Origin of the sequence: Vagococcus sp. AM17-17 (genome assembly GCF_003471765.1) — a bacterium.
GTDB lineage: Bacteria > Bacillota > Bacilli > Lactobacillales > Vagococcaceae > Vagococcus > Vagococcus teuberi.
Genome location: NZ_QRJY01000010.1, coordinates 21,872 through 41,139, shown reverse-complemented (window position 1 = coordinate 41,139; position 19,268 = coordinate 21,872). Strand labels below are relative to the sequence as shown.

General features: G+C 32.9%; 18 protein-coding genes, 2 pseudogenes and 1 other annotated feature. Of the genes and pseudogenes, 11 read left to right on the top strand and 9 right to left on the bottom strand.

Going from position 1 to position 19,268, the window contains the following annotated elements; translation table 11 throughout:
• The 5 genes and pseudogenes from DW196_RS11780 to DW196_RS09255 form a co-directional block, all read right to left on the bottom strand.
• Positions 1-1,685: pseudogene (locus tag DW196_RS11780) on the bottom strand (IS1182 family transposase); the annotation flags it as partial.
• 214 nt (positions 1,686-1,899) lie between these two features.
• Positions 1,900-3,454, bottom strand: a pseudogene (locus DW196_RS09270) (IS1182 family transposase); the annotation flags it as partial.
• A 143-nt stretch (positions 3,455-3,597) separates the two neighbouring features.
• A complete protein-coding gene (locus DW196_RS09265; RefSeq protein WP_118251050.1) occupies positions 3,598-3,849 on the bottom strand; it encodes a hypothetical protein in 252 nt (83 codons plus the stop codon).
• 129 nt (positions 3,850-3,978) lie between these two features.
• On the bottom strand, positions 3,979-4,695 hold the full coding sequence (locus DW196_RS09260; RefSeq protein WP_118251049.1) for a DUF4811 domain-containing protein: 717 nt from the start codon (positions 4,693-4,695) through the stop codon (positions 3,979-3,981).
• Positions 4,692-6,167 carry an MDR family MFS transporter gene (locus DW196_RS09255; RefSeq protein WP_118251048.1) on the bottom strand — a complete coding sequence of 492 codons (1,476 nt, stop codon included), beginning with the start codon at positions 6,165-6,167 and terminating at the stop codon, positions 4,692-4,694. Before DW196_RS09255 ends, DW196_RS09260 begins: the two co-directional genes overlap by 4 nt.
• Positions 6,168-6,311: 144 nt before the next feature.
• On the opposite strand from DW196_RS09255, the gene DW196_RS09250 reads away from it, so the two are divergent.
• From DW196_RS09250 to DW196_RS09235, 4 genes are all read left to right on the top strand, one after another.
• The gene (locus tag DW196_RS09250; protein ID WP_118251047.1) at positions 6,312-6,752 is read left to right on the top strand and encodes a MerR family transcriptional regulator; all 441 of its coding nucleotides are present in this window, start codon (positions 6,312-6,314) and stop codon (positions 6,750-6,752) included.
• Positions 6,753-6,892: 140 nt separating this feature from the next.
• Entirely contained in the window at positions 6,893-7,435 is a 543-nt protein-coding gene (locus tag DW196_RS09245; RefSeq protein ID WP_118251046.1) for a sigma factor, read from the top strand.
• 143 nt (positions 7,436-7,578) lie between these two features.
• Positions 7,579-7,836, top strand: a complete 258-nt coding sequence (locus DW196_RS09240; protein WP_071457605.1) for a Veg family protein — start codon at positions 7,579-7,581, stop codon at positions 7,834-7,836.
• Positions 7,837-7,894: 58 nt separating this feature from the next.
• Positions 7,895-8,362 carry a low molecular weight protein-tyrosine-phosphatase gene (locus tag DW196_RS09235; RefSeq protein WP_118251045.1) on the top strand — a complete coding sequence of 156 codons (468 nt, stop codon included), beginning with the start codon at positions 7,895-7,897 and terminating at the stop codon, positions 8,360-8,362.
• Positions 8,363-8,405: 43 nt separating this feature from the next.
• On the opposite strand, the gene DW196_RS09230 is transcribed toward DW196_RS09235, so the two are convergent.
• Positions 8,406-8,975 (bottom strand): ATP-dependent Clp protease proteolytic subunit, encoded by a 570-nt coding sequence (locus DW196_RS09230; RefSeq protein WP_118251044.1) that lies wholly within the window; start codon positions 8,973-8,975, stop codon positions 8,406-8,408.
• 67 nt (positions 8,976-9,042) lie between these two features.
• Positions 9,043-10,062 (bottom strand): tryptophan--tRNA ligase, encoded by a 1,020-nt coding sequence (gene trpS / locus DW196_RS09225; RefSeq protein WP_118251043.1) that lies wholly within the window; start codon positions 10,060-10,062, stop codon positions 9,043-9,045.
• 317 nt (positions 10,063-10,379) lie between these two features.
• Between trpS and spxA the strand changes: the two genes are divergently transcribed.
• The 3 genes from spxA to DW196_RS09210 all read left to right on the top strand — a co-directional run bounded on the left by spxA (position 10,380) and on the right by DW196_RS09210 (position 12,251).
• Positions 10,380-10,778 carry a transcriptional regulator SpxA gene (gene spxA, locus DW196_RS09220; protein WP_071457601.1) on the top strand — a complete coding sequence of 133 codons (399 nt, stop codon included), beginning with the start codon at positions 10,380-10,382 and terminating at the stop codon, positions 10,776-10,778.
• A gap of 200 nt (positions 10,779-10,978) precedes the next feature.
• On the top strand, positions 10,979-11,671 hold the full coding sequence (locus DW196_RS09215; RefSeq protein WP_071457600.1) for an adaptor protein MecA: 693 nt from the start codon (positions 10,979-10,981) through the stop codon (positions 11,669-11,671).
• A 58-nt stretch (positions 11,672-11,729) separates the two neighbouring features.
• A complete protein-coding gene (locus DW196_RS09210; RefSeq protein WP_071457599.1) occupies positions 11,730-12,251 on the top strand; it encodes a GtrA family protein in 522 nt (173 codons plus the stop codon).
• Positions 12,252-12,265: 14 nt separating this feature from the next.
• Here DW196_RS09210 and epsC read toward each other — a convergent pair whose 3' ends face one another.
• On the bottom strand, positions 12,266-13,012 hold the full coding sequence (gene epsC / locus DW196_RS09205) for a serine O-acetyltransferase EpsC (RefSeq protein WP_118251042.1): 747 nt from the start codon (positions 13,010-13,012) through the stop codon (positions 12,266-12,268).
• A gap of 10 nt (positions 13,013-13,022) precedes the next feature.
• Entirely contained in the window at positions 13,023-13,955 is a 933-nt protein-coding gene (gene cysK, locus DW196_RS09200; protein ID WP_071457597.1) for a cysteine synthase A, read from the bottom strand.
• Positions 13,956-14,581: 626 nt separating this feature from the next.
• Here cysK and DW196_RS11505 point away from each other — a divergent pair.
• The 4 genes from DW196_RS11505 (at position 14,582) to DW196_RS09185 (ending at position 19,249) form a co-directional block, all read left to right on the top strand.
• Complete coding sequence (locus DW196_RS11505; protein ID WP_187363594.1) at positions 14,582-14,758, top strand: hypothetical protein; 177 nt, start codon at positions 14,582-14,584, stop codon at positions 14,756-14,758.
• Positions 14,759-15,077: 319 nt separating this feature from the next.
• Entirely contained in the window at positions 15,078-15,740 is a 663-nt protein-coding gene (locus tag DW196_RS09195) for a redox-sensing transcriptional repressor Rex (RefSeq protein WP_370447150.1), read from the top strand.
• Between the two features lie 78 nt (positions 15,741-15,818).
• Entirely contained in the window at positions 15,819-16,310 is a 492-nt protein-coding gene (gene tpx, locus DW196_RS09190) for a thiol peroxidase (RefSeq protein ID WP_071457593.1), read from the top strand.
• A gap of 42 nt (positions 16,311-16,352) precedes the next feature.
• Positions 16,353-16,548 (top strand) — a binding site (T-box leader).
• Positions 16,549-16,606: 58 nt separating this feature from the next.
• Positions 16,607-19,249 (top strand): valine--tRNA ligase, encoded by a 2,643-nt coding sequence (locus tag DW196_RS09185; protein WP_118251041.1) that lies wholly within the window; start codon positions 16,607-16,609, stop codon positions 19,247-19,249.
• Positions 19,250-19,268 lie beyond the last annotated feature (19 nt).

Genomic DNA, 19,268 nt, shown 5'->3' with positions numbered 1-19,268 from the left:
CTACCATTATCAGCAGTAATTGATTGAAACATCTTGCTAAAGCTAGCTTGTCCGAGCTCAGATTTTAATCGATTAACAGCATAACAAACAGACTCTTCTGTATGATCATCTAACACAACAGTAATCATGTAACGCGTTTTTCTTTCAACAAGAGTAAGTAGAGCATTATCATCTTTAGATTTTGCACCAATAACGCTATCTATTTCCCAATGGCCAAACCTTTCTCCATTGTTAATTATACTTGGTCGTTCATCAATTGATTTTCCTAGTTCTTTTTTATGCTTACGACTTCTTTTCTTTTTAGATGAGAGCCTAAGCTTCATCTTGAGGTGATGGTTTCTAACAGGTAAAAATCCTTTATCAATATAGTTATAAAGTGTTTTAGTAGAAACAAGAGGTTTATCCCACGTCCTTAAGGGCTTGACAAAACCAACAATGGCATCAGGTGACCAATTAAAGTCAATAATCTGTTTACAGGCATAATTAATGAAGTCAACAGCACTGACTAGCTTAGAATTAGCGCCACAACGTTTTCTGTTTTCTATATATTTAGCTTGTCCTGTTTTAGCAAAATAGAGTTGTCTAGTTTTGTTATTTTCTTTGATTTGTGTTGTTGTACCACGTTTCAGCTCATTATTTATTAAAGAACATGTCATACAATCATGAGGGTTACTTTTATATTCTCGATAACAATCTCGATTAGTTGTCGTATAAGTTAATGTTTTCATATTGGGACAAATATATTGATCATAGTATTCGTCATAAACATAATCATATTTTTTGAAAAAACCTTTCTTGGCCATGGGTCTCTTATATGGAAAGATAGGTGTTAAGTTATCTTGAAATAACAAATGAGCAATGCCTGGTGTCTTGTAGCCTGCATCCATCACTAATTTATTCAAAGTGAAATGACTTTTTAATTTATTGTAAATAGAGATAAAAGTACGACTATCATGTTAATTACCTGGATGCATTGTATATCCTAAAACCCATCCGTTTTTATCACATGCCACTTGTGTGGCATAGGCAAAGACTTGTTTATGTTCTTCTTTATAAAACTAGCTACTGTCAGCATCGTTTTTACTAATTTTTTTAACCTTTGTATTTGTCTCACTTTTTTCTTTTTAAGGGCTTTTTTAATTGTTTTTCTCTATCGATTTCAACTTCTTTTTGAAGTGATTTTACATAAAATAATGTGTCTTCAGTTATTTTTTTACTTTTATATTTTTTATTATTTGTATGTGCTTTGATATGAGTCCCATCAATAAATATCTCAGACGTATCAACTAAATGAGCTTCTATTCACTGTGCTAAAATACCATAAAAAATTTGTTCAAAGATATCTGTTCCTTTAAATCTTCTTGAGTAATTTTTACCAAAAGTTGAAAAGTGAGGGACTGAGTCTTGGATATCTAAACCTAAAAAAACCATCTGTAAGCCATATTTACTTCGACTTCTTTAATCGTTTGTCTCATGCTCTCAATTCCGTATAAGTATTGTATCAAGGGAAGTTTGATTAACATAACTGGATCTAAGCTAGGTCGTCCATTAGACTGATCATATTTATCCTCAATAAGTTGATAAATAAAACTAAAATCGACGTATTTATCAATATCTCTTAGAAGATATTCCTGTGGAACTAAGTCTTCTAATGAATAAAAACCTATTTGATTACGTTTACTCATATCTTACTTTTTCAACATTAATAGTCACTCCTTTCCTCTATTTTATCAAAAAAGACAAAGTATCGAAATTCATCAATACTTTGTCTACAGTCTGAAATGGAGGCTGACCCAAAAGTCTCTTTACAGAAAACAAGCATTCAAAAATGAAACCTCTCATTTCAGAATGCTTGTTTTTTCGTGATTTCTCACTAATATCCTTCCTATTTTTTCTCAGTTTTCTTAAATTTAGTGCCATTAACACAAAGCCCAGCTCCTGTGAAATCTTATCTTTTCCTCTTACAGAGAATCGATTGAATGCCAAATTAGCCTTCAGATTTCCAAAGGCTGGTTCAACATCTATTTTTCTTTGACGGTATATTTCTCCTGTGACATCCTCTTTCAAAAGATCTCTTACGTGAGCCTTAAAATATTCCAATTCCCATTTTTTTGAATCACTCGATTTTTACTACTCTTTGCACGAGTACATAATGCTCTAACTGAGCAATTTAAACAAGACTCACATTCATCCATTTTAAGTTGTCTTTTGAATCCAGATTTATCCGTTCGAGTAGAGTAATTTCTAAATTTGACTTCTCGATTATTCGGCAAATATAAGTATCTGCCAAGTAATTATAAATCCAGTTATCTGGAATAAATGGATTTTGTTGGTATTTTTTAGTGTGTTCTTTCTGATACATTGTATAAGTAATTAATGGAGTTCTTTCAAAATCATCTAAAATTGCTTGATAGTTTTCTTCACTACCATAACCTACGTCAGCCACAATGTATTTAGGTAAGTCAAAATAAGATTTCTTGATAGTATCTAAGAAAGGAATCATTGTTTTAAAATCCGTTGGATTTGAAAATATTTCATATGCTAAAATGTATTGATGATTGGTTGCAATTTGAACGTTATATCCAGGTTTTAACTGACCATTCATCATGTGGTCATCTTTCATTCTCATAAAAGTGGCATCATGATCTGTTTTAGAGTAGCTATTTCTACCGTTATAAATATCATGTTGTTCTTTATATTTTTGCTTTCTATAGATAAAGTCAGAAAAAGCTTTCAATGCTTTTTTAGGCTCTTTACGCTCTTTACGCTCAGAACGAAGTTCTTTTCTCTCTTGAACATCTGAAGTATTTTCCATTTTAGTACTTAAATCACTTTCTTTTATTTCCAATTCATCAATGATTTGTTTTAAATTTCCTGTGTTTAACTCATCATCTTCTGAACAAATAGATGGGATAATTTGCTCTTCTACAAATTGTTGATAATAGGACTTTGACTTCTCTCTCAAAGATTCTTCATAACGTTGTGTGCTCTTTTTCCAAACGAAGGTATATTTATTTGCGTTGGCTTCTATCTTTGTTCCATCATTAAAAATAGCTTCTTCATCAATTAATTGTTGAGAAACAAGCTGATTTCTAAATTGAATAAAACATTCTTGAAGTATCGGTTGAACCAGTGGATTCACTCTGAATCGATTAATTGTTCTGAAGTTAGGTATCTGTGATTGCGTTAACCACATAGCACGAATGCTATCTTTAGACATAGCTTCTATCTTTCTTCCTGAAAAAATAGATTGAGTGTAGCCACACAGAATAAGCTTTAACATCATTTTTGGATGATAAGACGAAGTTCCCATTCGATGCTCAAAAACTGATAACACCTCCACAGGGATACTTTCTACTAATTCATCAATCGCAAAAGCGATATCATTTTCTTCTAAATAAATATCTAAATTCAGTGATAAAGTAACCTGTTTCGTGTTATAATTCTTATACATAAATAGCACTCCTTTTTAGTTGGTTTAGTCACCATAATTATAAAGGATAGTGCTATTTTTTTCGTCAAAAAAAGGAACAAAATCAAAAATAATTTTGTTCCTTTTAATTTTCGTTAAGAGACTTTTGGGTCAGCCTCTATTTTTTATTTTTTGGCAGAACGCATAAGTGAATCAAACGTTATTTTAACCAAATATAATATACCAGTTGCGACTGAGCCGGTAAAAAGAATACTAGATACATCTGCAAAAAAGTTTTCTAAACTAGGATTAGCAAATAAGCCAATAAGGTAGAAAACAACGCATAAGCTCAATAAAACAACTGCAAATAATAAAATAATAGCATTTAGTTTGAGTGTTTGATCCTCTTTGTTTTTGTTATTAGTAAAGTTTGTCATGAGTAACTCCTTTTTGTTATTAATCTATTTTTTATAATCATAATATAAAATCTAGTCAATAGTAAAGGTACCATTTTAGTCAATAAAAAACCAGTATCGTCACTTGAATCAGTGTGATACTGGTTTTGTCTATTTTGAAATACTTTTCAGAATATCAGACATCATTTTTTCTTGATATTCTTTAGCATAAGTTTCAGATAATTCTGTTTGTTTATCTTTATTTGTTGCGATAGATGGGTCTTTAGTAATCTCTTCTTTTAGTTTATCAGCAACATATTTTTTTATATCTGCTTCTAAGGTATCTTTTTTAGCAGACATTTCTTCTCCCAGTTTTTTAGCTTGATCCGTACTTAATTCTAACCAATCACTTGGAAGATAGAACATATTTTTTCTAGAATCAAATTCTTTATTGTTTCCAGAAATACCAAATAATAAGTCATAAAAAGAATCTTTATATACCCAACGAGTCGTTTTCATTTCTAGAGTTGCTTTATCTGTATCGGTTGTTTTGACAGTGTTTGTTACATGATCTGTTCCTGTTTGAGAGACTTTTTTCTGAGTAGGTGTTGTTTTATACAGATAGATTTTATCGCCTTTTGTCCCTACAGGTTGGTATAATAGAATATTTAAATTCTCTGCATCAGCTGAACTCACAAGAGAAATTTCTTTCGTTGTTGTTTCTTTCTCCATTCCAAAGTGATGAGCATAATTCATTTCCATTAATACAATACTTCCGATAAAAACAATACCGAAAATCACGGTTAAAATGTATTGCCATGTTGATTTTGAGAAAATAAATGTGAAAGCAAATAGTAACACACTAAGAATAACTAAGATGACAATCATGAGATGACCTCCTTACTTTGAGATGCTTTTTTAGAATTTTCGTGAATAAAGAATGTGGTGACTAAACCGATAATCCCGAATAAAACAGCAACTAAAAAGGCAGCATGGTAACCTGTTAAAGTGGCATGAGTGGCTAATTCTTTGTATTCAAGAGGAGATGATTTTAATAGAGATTCTTTTGGTAACGCATTTTTAGTTTGGTTTGTTAAGACACTAATTAAAATAGCTGTACCCACTGAGCTAGCTACTTGTCGTAAGGTACTGTTTACGGCAGTCCCATGTGTCATTAAATGTTTTGGTAATGAGTTCATACCAAGAGTTGTTAAAGGCATCATAACCATGGAAATACCAAACATACGAACAGCATATAACGTAATAATATAAATAACAGGAGTTGTTTCAGTTAGGAACATAAAAGGAATTGTCGCACTTGTCAGTAAAAACATCCCCATGATACCTAAACGTTTTGCTCCATGTTTATCAAAAATTCTCCCAGTAATTGGCATCATGAATCCCATGACTAATGCACCAGGCAATAACATTAAACCAGAGTGAAACGCAGATTCGCCTCGAATATTTTGAATGTATAAAGGAAGAACCATTTCAGCTCCAATCATTGCCATGTTTGCTAAACTGGAAAGAATTGTTGCAATCGTATAAGTTTTTGATTTAAACACTCTAAGCTCTAAAAATGGTGTTTCAATGGTTAATTGTCGCCAAGTGAAAATAATTAATGTTATAATCCCAACAGCTAAAAAGCTGATAACTTTTGTGCTGCCCCATCCATCATTGCCGACACTAGAAAATCCATAAAGTAATGAACCGAATCCTAGAGTAGAAAGACAGATAGATAAAACATCGATAGCAGGATTAGAAAGTTCTAATACGCTCTTCATAGCAAAAAACGACAAAATGATAACCAATACAACAATAGGAATGACCATATAAAATAAGTCACGCCATACATAATGATCGATAATGTAACCAGATAGTGTTGGTCCTAAAGCTGGAGCAAGTCCAATAACAATTCCGGCTCCGCCCATCGCGGCACCACGCTTTTCTGGTGGAAAGATGTTTAACATAATATTTTGCATTAAAGGCATTGACACACCAACTCCAGCAGCTTGAACTAGTCTGCCAGTTAGTAGCATAGAAAATGTTGGAGCAATCGCACAAAGAATCGTTCCAACTAAGAAAATACTCATCGCACCAATGTATAAATTTTTTGAGTTGAATTTATTCATAAGCCACGCAGAAATAGGAATCATAATTCCGTTAACTAATAAAAATCCTGTTGTTAACCATTGAATAGTCGCAGCAGAAACATTAAAATCTTCCATTAATGTTGGAAAAGCAGTAGTAAGTAGCGTTTGATTTAATACTGTACAAAAAGTTCCAATTAAAAGTACAGCAACGAGTAGACTACGTTTATAGGTGTTACCATGAATATCTAAGGAATGTGTATCACTCATGAGATTTCCTCCTAGTAAGTTTATTTTTACAACAAAAAACAATATACACCTAGCGAACAATCTTGTCAACTACATTGACACGAATGTTCGCCAGGTGTATATTAAGAAGAGATAAAAGTCGCTAGAAGGTAGGGATTAGGTTATATGGTGTCAAAGATTAAAGAGTGGATAGAACATGAAGATATACGTATGGGGATCAGCGAATTGACTAAAAAAACAGGAGCAACAACAAGACAACTAAGGTATTGGGAAAAGAAAGGATATATAAAGTCAATTCAACCAGATCCAAATAGTCCAAGAGCTTATAAGTTAAGTGATATTATAAAAGTAGAGCTAATAAAAGAATACTTAGATAGTGGGTATACTCTTTCTATGGCTTACGAGAAAGCAATTAAAAAGTTAAGTAAGATGCAACGATTTCGTGAGGTTTTTTCTAATTATATTAAAGATGTTGAAATATTAGATGATCAGTATGAAGTATTTACCATAGGACCATTTGATGAAACAAATGAAAAAATAACGATTACTCATGATTCGAAGAATAATTTATTACGTTATAGTATTAAACAAATAGAGGGTAATTAGTTTTAAAAACCATATTTTGGGCAAATAAAAGAAACGAATTTTTCATATAAAATTCAAAAAATATTAAACCTACATTATAAATAAAGGTGTTATAATAAAACGCGAAGAGAGATAACGCTTTCAAAAAATAAGGAGGCTTTATGGAAGAAGAGATTTTAGAACTACTTATTGAGAGAGCGAAAAAAGGTTGTTCATATTCTTTCGCTTATATTTTTGAAACGTATCAGCCGATCGTTTATCGTGTGAAACGGGTTTATCATTTGATGTATTTTGATACAGATGATTGGTTACAAGAAGGTCGGATTTGTTGTTATAAATCAATTCAAACATTTGATCGAAAAAAAGGTGCAACATTTGGTAGTTTTTTTCGTATGAATTTTAAAAATCATGTTTTTTCATTGATTAGACACCAAGAAGCGTATAAAAGAAGAGCAGATAAAGAAACTGGGGCGATAAGTGTCGAAGAAATTGATGGAACGAAAGCTTTAGTAGAAAAAAGGTCATCAGAAAATTTTAAGTATATTTTTTATAAGGAAAATGCGTTATTATTTTCTGAGTCGTTATCTGGATACGAAAGACAAGTGTTTGTTAAAAATACTATAGAAGAGTGTAGCCAATTAAAGGATAAACGAGCGCTATCCCGTGTGAAGAAAAAGTTTATGCACTATTGTATTAATCCATAAAAAATAAAGTAGTTATCTCTCTTAATAAAAAATACTAATTATTCTATGAAAAAATAAAAATAGTGTTGAAAAATAAAAACAATTATGGTAAAATTTGTATTTTTTGTTCGTCTATGGTATACTTAGACAAAGAGGTGAATAAAATGTCTATAAATATCTCCACTATAAAAGAAGAATTAGAAAATAAAGTTGGCAGTAGAATAAAATTGGTAGCTCAAACTGGTCGTAAAAAACAAACTGAGCGTCATGGCGTTTTAGCCGAATTATATCCATCCGTTTTTATTGTACAATTAGATCAAGAAGAAAATGCTTTTGAACGTGTATCATATAGCTATACTGATATTTTAACTCATTCAGTTGAAGTTTTATTTCACGACAGTGAAGAGGAATTAATAGGATAATAAAAGATATAGAGCCTAGAAGTCCTAAGGCTTTTTATTTTTTTAAGGGGGATAATGGATGAAGAAGGTATTATTTGTTTGTTTAGGTAACATTTGCCGCTCGCCTATGGCAGAAATAGTTTTTAGAGAAAAAGTTAAGGATAGTGGATTAGCGGATAAGATACAAGTGTCGTCAAGAGCAACTGGCAGCTGGAATGATGGAGATGCACCTCATAAAGGTACACAAGATAAACTAAAAGAAGTTGGCTTATCATGTGATGGGTTATTTGCTGAAAAAATATCTTCAGATGATTTTCATGAATATGATTACATTATTGGCATGGATGAAAATAATATCCGTGATTTAGAAGGACTATCACCAGACATTGATTCACTACATAAAATTCACTTATTATTATCAGAAGAAGTTGGACTAGAAAAGGAAAATATTCCTGATCCCTACTATACAGGAGATTTTGATTTAACCTATGAGTTGGTTGATAAAGGGACAACTAAGTGGTTAGAAAAAATTAAAGAAGAATTATAAAAATATCCCCGTATCGATTAACTCAATACGGGGATATTTGTGTTTATTTTAATTCGCTAGATGATGTGATAATGTTTGATACAATACCATAGTCTTTTGCCTCATCAACTGACATCCAAAAGTTTCTGTCTGTGTCTTCAGAAATTTTTTCATACGTTTGACCAGTTGCTTCAGCAATTAAACGGTTAATGCGTTCACGCATTTTAACAATTTCACGTGCTTCTATTTGAATTTCCGTACTTTGCCCTTGCACACCACCAGCTGGTTGATGAATCATGAAACGTGTATTAGGTAAAGCATAGCGATTTTCTTTCTTAGCAGCTAAGAAAATAGTAATCCCGGCACTTGCGACCCAACCAGTTCCAACGATTTTTACTTCGGGTTTTACAAATTTAATCATGTCATGAATGGTGTCTCCAGCTTCAACATGGCCCCCTTGACTATTGATATAAATTGTAATTGGTTCATCACTCAAAGCAGAAAGTAGTAGTAATTGACTACTTACTTCTTTTGCTAAGTCTTGATTGATTCCTCCATAAATTAAAATCGTACGAGTTTCAATCATTTTTTGAGTTAACATGGCATTGGTATCCATGGGTGCTTTATCTGACATATAAAAACTCTCCTTTCAATTATTTCTTTAGTATTAGTTTAGCATAAATACGTAATTTATAAAGAAATTAGCGTTTTGCTTTTCGTCCTAAGCCGACAGCATTTTTCATTTTACGTAATGTTTTATTTGCTACTTTAGATGCTTCAATAGCACCTTCATCAAGGATTATTTGTAATTCTTCAGAAGTCAATAATTCATTATAACGTGTTTGAATAGGTTCAAGTATATTTACTACCACTTCAGCTAAATCATTTTTGAATTCAGCGTATCCAGCAGTGGCATATTTTTCTACTAATTCACCAATCGTGAAATCAGATAGAGATGAGTAGATAACTAGTAAGTTAGATATCCCTGGTTTGTTTTCAACATCATATTCAATGTTTCCACTTGAATCAGTGACAGCTGAACGGATTTTTTTTCGTATTACATCTGGTTCGTCCAACATTGAGATAAATCCTTTACTATTACTGTCAGATTTACTCATTTTTTTAGTAGGATCTTGTAAACTCATCACACGTCCACCAGCATTTTTATCTGGAATTTTCACCTCAGGAAGAACAAGAAGTGGTTGATTTTGATTTTCTGCGTAACGAGAATTGAAGCGTTCAACAAAGTCTCTAGTTAATTCTAAATGTTGTTTTTGGTCCTCTCCAACAGGAACTAAATCAGCATTGTAGAGGATAATGTCAGCAACCATTAAGGGTGGATATGTTAAAAGACCTGCACTGACTGATGTTGAGCCTGCTTTTTGTGATTTGTCTTTAAATTGTGTCATACGTTCCAATTCACCAAGAGATGTGTTACACTGTACAATCCATGCTGCTTCTGCATGTGCTGGAACTTCAGATTGGATAAAAACAGTTGCCTTTTCTGGATCAATGCCCACAGCAAGATATAAAGAGGCTAATTGTAAAATTTGTTTTCTTAGTTTTAAACGATCTTGTGGCACAGTAATCGCATGTTCATCTACGATACAAAAGAAACAATGGTAGTCGTTTTGTAGTTGGACGAATTGTTTCATCGCACCAATATAGTTTCCAATGGTCGGAATACCACTTGGTTGAATACCTGAAAAAATAGTTTTCATAAAATAATCATGCCTCCGTAAAAAATTTAGTTATAATAGTATTATACTAGAAAGTTATAATGAATAGGTGATAAAATAGTATTTTTTATCATGACAGAATATGTGTTATGAAAAGAGACACCAATATGTGAAAAATTCAATAAAAAGATAAAAAACATGTTTTTTTATGTATCGGATATTATAAAAAAATATTAAGAATAATGAGTTAATCCTAAAAAAACCTAGTAATCATAGGTTTTTTATAGTACAATTTGTATATGGAAGATTTTAGTTAATAGATTTATTCTACTTATTACTTGTGAAAGGAAGTGACATATATGCTAAAATTATACACTTCACCCAGCTGTACATCTTGTCGAAAAGCACGTGCTTGGTTACAAGAAAATCAAATAGAATTTGTTGAGCGCAACATATTCTCGGAGCCGTTAACACAAGATGAACTAAAGGAAATTCTAAGAATGACTGAAGATGGTACAGAGGAAATCATCTCTACTCGTTCAAAAGTATTTCAAAAGTTAGATGTTGATTTAGACGAGTTATCACTTCCAGAGTTATTAGAGTTAGTACAACAAAATCCTGGATTACTACGTCGTCCTATTATGATCGATGAAAAAAGACTCCAAGTAGGATTTAATGAAGACGAGATTCGTCGATTCTTGCCTAGAGAAGTTAGAGCCATTGAATTAAAACAAGCTCAATTAATGGCAGGAATTTAATAAATAAGTTTACAAAAATTAATAAAAATACTTGTTATAAGAAGATGGATTTGACTAGTTGTTCAAATGTATCTTTTTTTTCTTAAAATTCACTAATTTTCGTAGGTAAAACGGACTAAGTAAAGGTGATTTTCTTTACTTTTTATCAATATGCTTTACAATAGAACTATGTAAATACTTTTGAAAAGAGGTGTAGCCATATGGAAATGGAACGAATTAATGAGAATACAATTCGAGTATCAATTGGGAATGATGATCTTGCAGAACGCGGAATCACTTTTTTAGATTTGCTTGGGAATCAAAGGCAAATAGAGACATTCTTTTATAGTATTTTAGAAGAGGTCGATGTAGATGAACAATTCCAAGGAACAGATGCTGTAACGTTCCAAGTGCTACCCAACCATGATGGACTTGAATTGTTTATTAGTAAAAATACGGCGATTGAAGATGATTCAGATTTCAGTGATTTTGATAATACTCAAGCAGAAGGATTTGTTGATTATTTAAGAAATCAAATGACACCTCCAGAGTCGACCCAAAAAGAAAAGGAAGCATCATCTGATATTGGTGAGTTTAATTATTTAGAAGATAGTATTTTTGGTGCAACTTATGAGACAGTGTTTAGAACATCTGACTTTGAAAGTATTGTTGAGTTGGCTAATAATATCCAGTTACTAAACGCCTTATCCTCATTGTATTTTTATAATAATAATTACTACTTACAGTTATCATTCTTATTGGAAGATAGCACAGAAGGACAAGCAAGAAACGATGTATCTAAAATTTATGAGTATATGGAATTAACGAGCATTACACGAGATGTTTTGGATGAATATGGTGAATTGATTATTGACAGAAATGCATTAAGCATTATGAAGTACTACTTTAAGTAAGAGAATGTTTTCGGACATTCTTTTTTTATTAAAACGAAAAAAGTTAAGGGGTGATAGAATGATTAGACGTCGAGAATTACTGTGGTATAGTGTATTTGGTACGACAGCAACCTTTATCTATTTTTTTATACGATTTATGTCAAAAGGATGGACAGATAATGTTCTTGTAACAGTTACGCTAGCACAAACCGTCGCAATCACTTTTTCATTCTTTGCTAATAAGTTTTTCGTATTTAAAAATACTGGTTTGGGATTTTATTGTTCGTTCAAACAATTTGTTGAGTTTATAGCAGGACGTTTTTTCGTGATTATACTTGATTTAGGGATAGCTTATTTTTTTGTAGAAAAATATAGTAGAACAATGATCTCATTGTTTCATCTACAAAAAGTTAACTACCAGCAATTCGTATTTAGCCATCCTATAATTGGTCCATATATGGGAAATGCCTATTTGTTGAATGAATTTATCTTTACCGTATTGTCTCAAGTTATTGCGACGATTATAAACTATGTTGTATCAAAACGTATTGTATTTAATGCAAAAAAGAGTTATGAAGGAGAGCTGGTATCTTCTTCGTAACTCTTTTCTTTTTATTAATAGGTTGAGTTTTTATTTACAACAAGAGTATCTTCAGGAACAGATTTAGTAATCCATGTACCACTTCCAATGATACAGTTTTTTCCAATAAAAGTATCTCCACCCAAAATAGTAGCACCTGCATAGACAACCACACCATCTCCTATATTAGGGTGTCTTTTTCCATGTTTTGCAAGTGTGCCATCCTCAGCGATTTCAAAACTCCTTACACCAAGCGTGACATTTTGATAAATTTTTACGCGTTCACCAATCACGGTTGTTTCACCAATGACAACTCCTGTTCCATGATCAATGAAAAAGTATGAACCAATTTGGGCTCCTGGGTGAATATCAATCCCAGTTAGACTATGCATCTTTTCGGTTAACATACGAGGGATGATAGGGACTTTGAGTCGATAGAGTTCATAGGCAAGACGATAGATACTAATGGCTTTAAATCCAGGATAAGTTAAAATGATTTCATCCGTACTTTTTGCAGCGGGATCACTTTCATAAGCCGCCTGAACATCGGTTTTTATTATAGTGAGAATATTAGGCAGTTTATTGGTTAGTTCTTCAGCAATAGTCTTGATAGCTATTTCTTCCTCTATAACATAAGTTAATCCTGTGATAATGGATTCTTGAAACATGTCGTTTGTTGTCGTTTGTTCGTGTGAACCAAAAAAATTTGGAAATAGCAAAGAAAAGAAGTCAGAGATAACTTTTTCAATTGCTTGCTCCATTCCAACATAATTCCTAGACATAATAATCTTCCTATTCTGTAAACATTGGTGTAGATAAATAGCGTTCTCCAGAATCTGGTAACAATACTACAATACGTTTATTTTTATTTTCAGGTTGTTTTGCTAATTGAATAGCAGCATACGTTGCAGCACCTGAAGAAATACCAACTAACATACCTTCTTCTTCAGCGAGTAAACGACCTGTTTCAAAAGCATCGTCATTTGATACAGTGATAATATCGTCATAAACAGATGTATCTAAAATAGAAGGGACAAATCCAGCACCAATTCCTTGGATTTTATGACTACCAGGTACACCAGTAGATAAAACAGCAGAGTCAGTGGGTTCAACAGCAATGACTTTGACGTTAGGATTTTTTTCTTTAAGGTATGTGCCTACACCAGTTACCGTTCCACCAGTTCCCACGCCAGCGACAAAAATATCAACATTACCTTCAGTATCATTCCAAATTTCTGGACCAGTTGTTTGATAGTGGATTTCAGGGTTAGCAGGGTTTGAGAATTGAGATGGAATAAAACTATTATCAATTTCAGATGCTAGTTCTTCCGCTTTGGCAATCGCACCTTTCATTCCTTTAGACCCTTCAGTTAAGACAAGTTCTGCACCGTATGCTTTCATTAATTGACGGCGTTCAACCGACATTGTTTCAGGCATAACGATAATTAACTTATAGCCACGTGTAGCAGCCATCATAGATAAACCAATTCCAGTATTTCCAGAAGTGGGTTCGATAATGGTTGTATCTTTTGTTAATACACCACTTTTTTCAGCGGTATCTAGCATCGCTTTAGCAATTCTATCTTTTACCGAACCAGCTGGATTAAAGTACTCTACTTTAGCTAAAATAGTAGCATCTAGGCCAAGTTTATTTTCAATCCCTTTTAATTCAAGTAAAGGCGTTTTTCCAATAAGTTCATCAATTGAAGTGTAAATTTTTGTCATATAATCTCTCCCTTTTCTTATTTAATTTGTCACTTTTTTCTAATATATAAATTATAACGTGTTTAAGCTACTATTCAAAATATAAAGTCTAAATCTTAGAAAAATAGTTACTCGACAATAATTGTATAGGAATTATTTTGTCTCTTCATGTTATGCTAAGAGTTAGATGATTTAAATTGAGAAATTTTATTAGTAATCAAATGATTAAAAATGATCTTTAAAGCAGTATTACAGGGAGGATATTAATTTTTTAGTGTCATAGTTGTTCATAAAATTTTAGAATGATAAATAGGAGATTAATTCATAGTTTATTTGAGTGGGATATTGGTATGTAACAATGATTAGGAGTAAGAAAAGAGATGATGAGTATGAAACGAAAAAATTAGAAATATGGTTAGTTGCTTCGATTAGTATGATGTTAGTGGGTTGTACTCACCATTCCAATAAAGAGACGACAAAATCCACTAAATAAGATTTAGAGAAAAAACAAGTTGTGGTAAAAAATACTGAGACCAAAAATATCTTATTTTTTTTGATAAAAATGACAGTATTGATTATTTTTATAATACTTATTTTATCAGTGAAACAACGCTAAAAAGACAGCTGTCACTAATAGTATTGATGTTTTGGCAAAAGATGTAACTTGGCTTACCTATTATAACTATTTATTAATTAGTCGAGTCTTTCGCTATTGGGACTATCGTTCATTTGAAAAATTATCCAAAATAAAGCCAGTTTCTCTTGCTAGTTCGACAACTTTAGATAAAAATCATGTAGGTATTTTGGCTTATATGTTAAAATAAACGTTTCAATCTAAACTAGATATTGTGTTCAAAGAATATGGAAAGACATTATTCAACAGTGAAGAGAATAAAAATAGTTTAGAAAAAGTGGATCTTGTAATCAGTAATCATTCGTTTTACCACCAGTTAAGTCATAATATTATGGTAGATGATGTAATTGAAACATATCGTCTAGAAGAAATTAAGAGGGCAATCGATTTAATCTTAATGAAACATACTAGACAAGAGTCAATGGATAGCGCATAACTGTGATTGAAAAAGATTGTGAAAAATGATAAACTAAATGTGAAAATCATCACAACTTTAGGAGGGGTCGATTGTGGAGGAACAAAAGGATATTAGAATGGTCCCAAAAGCAACAACTAAACGTATACCACTTTATTTTCGATATTTGAAAACATTACATGAAGCAGGTGTTAAACGCATCAAATCAAATGAGTTTAGTAAAATGATTCAAATTCCGTCAGCGACTATTAGACGAGATTTTTCTCATTTTGGTGAATTAGGACGTAGTGGATATGGGTATGATGTTCCTTATTTGATAGAAGTATTTAGTGATATTCTAAAAACAGATATTGAAAAACGTATTGCACTTGTTGGGGCTGGTAATCTTGGAAAAGCGCTTATTAAAAATAATTTCAGACGAGATACTAACTTAAATATCGTTGCAGCGTTTGATACAAATCCGGAACTTATTGGAGAAAAAATCAATGGTATCACAGTAAAAAATATGAGTGAGTTAAAAAGTATTGTGAAAAAAGAAGGAATCACGACAGTTATTATGACTGTACCGAGTAGTAAAGCCCAACAGGTCATTGATCAAGTTGTAGACGCAGGTGTAACGGCTATTCTTAATTTTGCTCCTAAACGGTTGAAAGTCCCATCTCACGTACAAGTCCAATACATTGATTTAACAACAGAATTACAAACGTTAATTTATTACGATGAAAATTATAATCATGCAAATGTTAACTTGATTTAGTTTTTTCGAGGCATGAACTTTGTATATTTGACTTTATTTAACTATAATGAGGTAAAGTCATGAAAAGGATGTGTCGACATGGAAGTATTGTTAAAAGGAAACCCAGTAGAATTAGTAGGGACACCACCAAAAGTTGGAGAAAAAGCCCCATTATTTAGTTTAAAAGATTTGTCAGATAATGTGATTTCATTAGAGGAATTAAAAGGAAAACCAGTTATTATTAGTGTGGTACCTGATATTGATACTAGTGTTTGTGCACTACAGACAAAACACTTTAATAAAGAAGCAGCGACAATTAAAGACGTATATTTTTTAACGATTTCAAATAACACAAAAGAACAATTAGCTAATTGGTGTGCAGCTGAATCAGTTGACATGACCATGTTAAGAGATGAAGAAGGTGTTGTTGGAAAAGAATATGGTATTTTAATTCCATCAATTAATCGTTTAGCACGTTCAATTTTTGTGTTAGACAAAGATGGCGTCATTACATATGAAGAAATCGTACCAGAAGTATCAAGTGAACCAAATTATGTTAAAGCATTAGATGCTGCAAAAGCGCTAATCTAAGTTTGACGAAATGATGCTATCAAGGTAAAATGAATGGCATAAACAACCACAAAGAATAGGAAGAGTAATACTTGGATATGTTGTAGAAAGAAAATCCATCGGCTGAAAGATTTTCCATTTAAAAGTATGAAGGTAGCCTAGGAGTGGGAACCGTATTGTCAACGTTATATGACCTAGAGAGATAAGCATATTTGTATGCTTATAAGATAGGTGGTACCGCGAGATGATCGTCCTAAAGTTAGAAATAACTTTAGGGCTTTTTTGTTTTGAAAAATAAAAAATAAGGAGAAATTTACATGACAGATGAACAACAAAACTTAGCGCCAAAGTTTGAACCAAAAGCTGTTGAAAAAGGGCGTTATAAAGAGTGGCTAGAAAAAGATTTATTTAAACCAAGTGGGGATGAGAGTGCACTAGCGTATTCTATTGTCATTCCACCACCAAACGTGACAGGAAAGCTTCACTTAGGTCATGCATGGGACACAACGCTTCAAGATATGATTATTCGTCAAAAGAGAATGCAAGGCTTTGATACATTATGGTTACCTGGTATGGACCATGCAGGAATTGCGACACAAGCGAAAGTTGAAGAAAAATTACGTGGTGAAGGTGTGTCACGATATGATTTAGGTCGTGAAAAATTCATCGAAACAACGAAAGAATGGAAAGAAGAATATGCCGGACACATTCGTGAGCAGTGGGCGAAATTAGGTTTATCTTTAGACTATTCAAGAGAAAGATTCACCTTAGATGATGGACTATCTGATGCGGTGAAAAAAGTCTTTGTGACACTTTATAATAAAGGCCTTATTTATCGTGGTGAGTACATTATTAATTGGGACCCACAAGCAAAAACCGCTCTATCTGATATCGAAGTCATTCATAAAGACATCGAAGGCGCGTTTTATCATATGTATTATCCATTAGCTGATGGCAGTGGAAAATTAGAAATTGCGACAACACGTCCAGAAACCATGCTTGGTGACACAGCAGTTGCCGTTCACCCTAAAGATGAACGTTACCAATATTTAATTGGCAAAACAGTGATTTTACCATTAGTGGATAAAGAAATTCCGATTGTCGCTGATGATTATGTTGATATGGAATTTGGAACAGGTGTCGTAAAAATTACACCAGCCCATGACCCTAACGACTTTGAGGTGGGTAATCGTCATGATTTACCTCGTGTTAACGTGATGAATGATGACGCGACAATGAATGATTTAGCTGGTAAATATGCCGGTATGGATCGTTTTACTGCACGTAAAGCAGTCATTAAGGATTTAGATGAGTTAGGACTACTTAAAGGTATTGAAAAAATGACTCACAGTGTTGGTCACTCTGAGCGAACTGGAGTCGTGGTTGAGCCAAGATTATCAACGCAATGGTTTGTTAAAATGGCGCCACTTGCAAAAAAAGCTGTTGAAAACCAAGCAACAGATGACGCCGTTGATTTTTATCCACCACGTTTTAATCAGACATTCTTAACATGGATGGAAAATGTACATGACTGGGTAATTTCTCGTCAACTTTGGTGGGGACATCGTATTCCAGCTTGGTACCATAATGAAACAGGCGAAGTCTATGTTGGAGAAGAAGCACCTAAAGACATTGAAAACTGGCATCAAGATGAAGATGTATTAGATACATGGTTCAGTTCAGCTCTTTGGCCGTTTTCAACAATGGGTTGGCCTGATACGGAGTCACATGACTTCAAACGTTATTTCCCAACGAATACATTAGTGACTGGTTATGACATTATTTTCTTCTGGGTAAGTCGCATGATTTTCCAAAGTTTAGAATTTACTGGAGAAAGACCATTTGAAAATGTGTTGATTCACGGATTAATTCGTGCTGAAGATGGACGTAAAATGAGTAAATCTCTTGGTAATGGTATCGATCCAATGGATGTCATTGATCAATACGGAGCAGACGCTTTGCGTTGGTTCTTATCAAATGGTTCAACACCAGGTCAAGACATGCGTTTTAGTTATGAAAAAATGGATGCTGCTTGGAACTTTATTAATAAAATTTGGAATGCCTCTCGTTTTGTATTAATGAATATTGAAGGCATGACGTATGATGATATTTCTCTTGATGGTGATAAGACTGTTGCAGATAAATGGATTTTAACTCGTTTGAATGAAACGATTGAAAAAGTAACGAACTTCTTTGACCGCTTTGAGTTTGGTGAAGCTGGTCGTCATTTATACAACTTTATTTGGGATGACTTCTGTGATTGGTATATTGAGATGAGTAAGGAAGTTCTTTATGGTGAAAATGAAGAACAAAAACAAATGACGCGTAGTATTTTAGTATATGTGCTAGATAACATTTTACGTTTACTACACCCAATCATGCCATTTGTGACAGAAGAAATTTGGGAAAAAATCCCACATCAAGGTGAATCAATTGTAGTGGCAACTTACCCAATAGTAAAGGATGATTGGACAGATGTACAAGCGGCAGAAGGTATGGAAGTATTAAAAGAATTAATCCGCTCAGTTCGTAATATTCGCTCAGAAGTGAATGCACCAATGTCTAAGCCAATTACATTGTTAATCAAAACATCAAAAAATTCAGTTAAAGACTTCTTTGAAGCAAATACTAATTATATCGAACGTTTCTGTCATCCAGAAGTGTTAGAAATTAAAGAAGAATTTGATGTACCAGATTTAGCCATGAGTGCAGTGATTACTGGAGCTGAAATCTATTTACCGTTAGAAGATTTAATCAATATTGACGAAGAAATTGCTCGTTTGGAGAAAGAGTTGGATAAGTGGACGTCAGAAGTAGCACTTGTTGAGAAGAAATTAAGTAATGACCGTTTTGTTTCAAATGCACCAGAGGCAGTTGTTGCAGCAGAACGTGAGAAACAAAAAGATTACTTAGAAAAACAAGCCTCTGTAAAAGAAAGACTGGCTTCTTTGAAAAAATAAATAAAGGTGGCTGTACAAG

Coding starts and splice junctions, on each gene's coding strand:
- cysK (WP_071457597.1), bottom strand. CDS start 13,955: ATGACAAAAATTTACACTTCAATTGATGAACTTATTGGAAAAACGCCT.
- DW196_RS09250 (WP_118251047.1), top strand. CDS start 6,312: ATGGTGTCAAAGATTAAAGAGTGGATAGAACATGAAGATATACGTATG.
- tpx (WP_071457593.1), top strand. CDS start 15,819: ATGGAAGTATTGTTAAAAGGAAACCCAGTAGAATTAGTAGGGACACCA.
- trpS (WP_118251043.1), bottom strand. CDS start 10,062: ATGAAAACTATTTTTTCAGGTATTCAACCAAGTGGTATTCCGACCATT.
- spxA (WP_071457601.1), top strand. CDS start 10,380: ATGCTAAAATTATACACTTCACCCAGCTGTACATCTTGTCGAAAAGCA.
- DW196_RS09185 (WP_118251041.1), top strand. CDS start 16,607: ATGACAGATGAACAACAAAACTTAGCGCCAAAGTTTGAACCAAAAGCT.
- DW196_RS09265 (WP_118251050.1), bottom strand. CDS start 3,849: ATGACAAACTTTACTAATAACAAAAACAAAGAGGATCAAACACTCAAA.
- DW196_RS09215 (WP_071457600.1), top strand. CDS start 10,979: ATGGAAATGGAACGAATTAATGAGAATACAATTCGAGTATCAATTGGG.
- DW196_RS09210 (WP_071457599.1), top strand. CDS start 11,730: ATGATTAGACGTCGAGAATTACTGTGGTATAGTGTATTTGGTACGACA.
- DW196_RS09230 (WP_118251044.1), bottom strand. CDS start 8,975: ATGTCAGATAAAGCACCCATGGATACCAATGCCATGTTAACTCAAAAA.
- DW196_RS09240 (WP_071457605.1), top strand. CDS start 7,579: ATGTCTATAAATATCTCCACTATAAAAGAAGAATTAGAAAATAAAGTT.
- DW196_RS09235 (WP_118251045.1), top strand. CDS start 7,895: ATGAAGAAGGTATTATTTGTTTGTTTAGGTAACATTTGCCGCTCGCCT.
- DW196_RS09245 (WP_118251046.1), top strand. CDS start 6,893: ATGGAAGAAGAGATTTTAGAACTACTTATTGAGAGAGCGAAAAAAGGT.
- DW196_RS09260 (WP_118251049.1), bottom strand. CDS start 4,695: ATGATTGTCATCTTAGTTATTCTTAGTGTGTTACTATTTGCTTTCACA.
- DW196_RS09255 (WP_118251048.1), bottom strand. CDS start 6,167: ATGAGTGATACACATTCCTTAGATATTCATGGTAACACCTATAAACGT.
- epsC (WP_118251042.1), bottom strand. CDS start 13,012: ATGTCTAGGAATTATGTTGGAATGGAGCAAGCAATTGAAAAAGTTATC.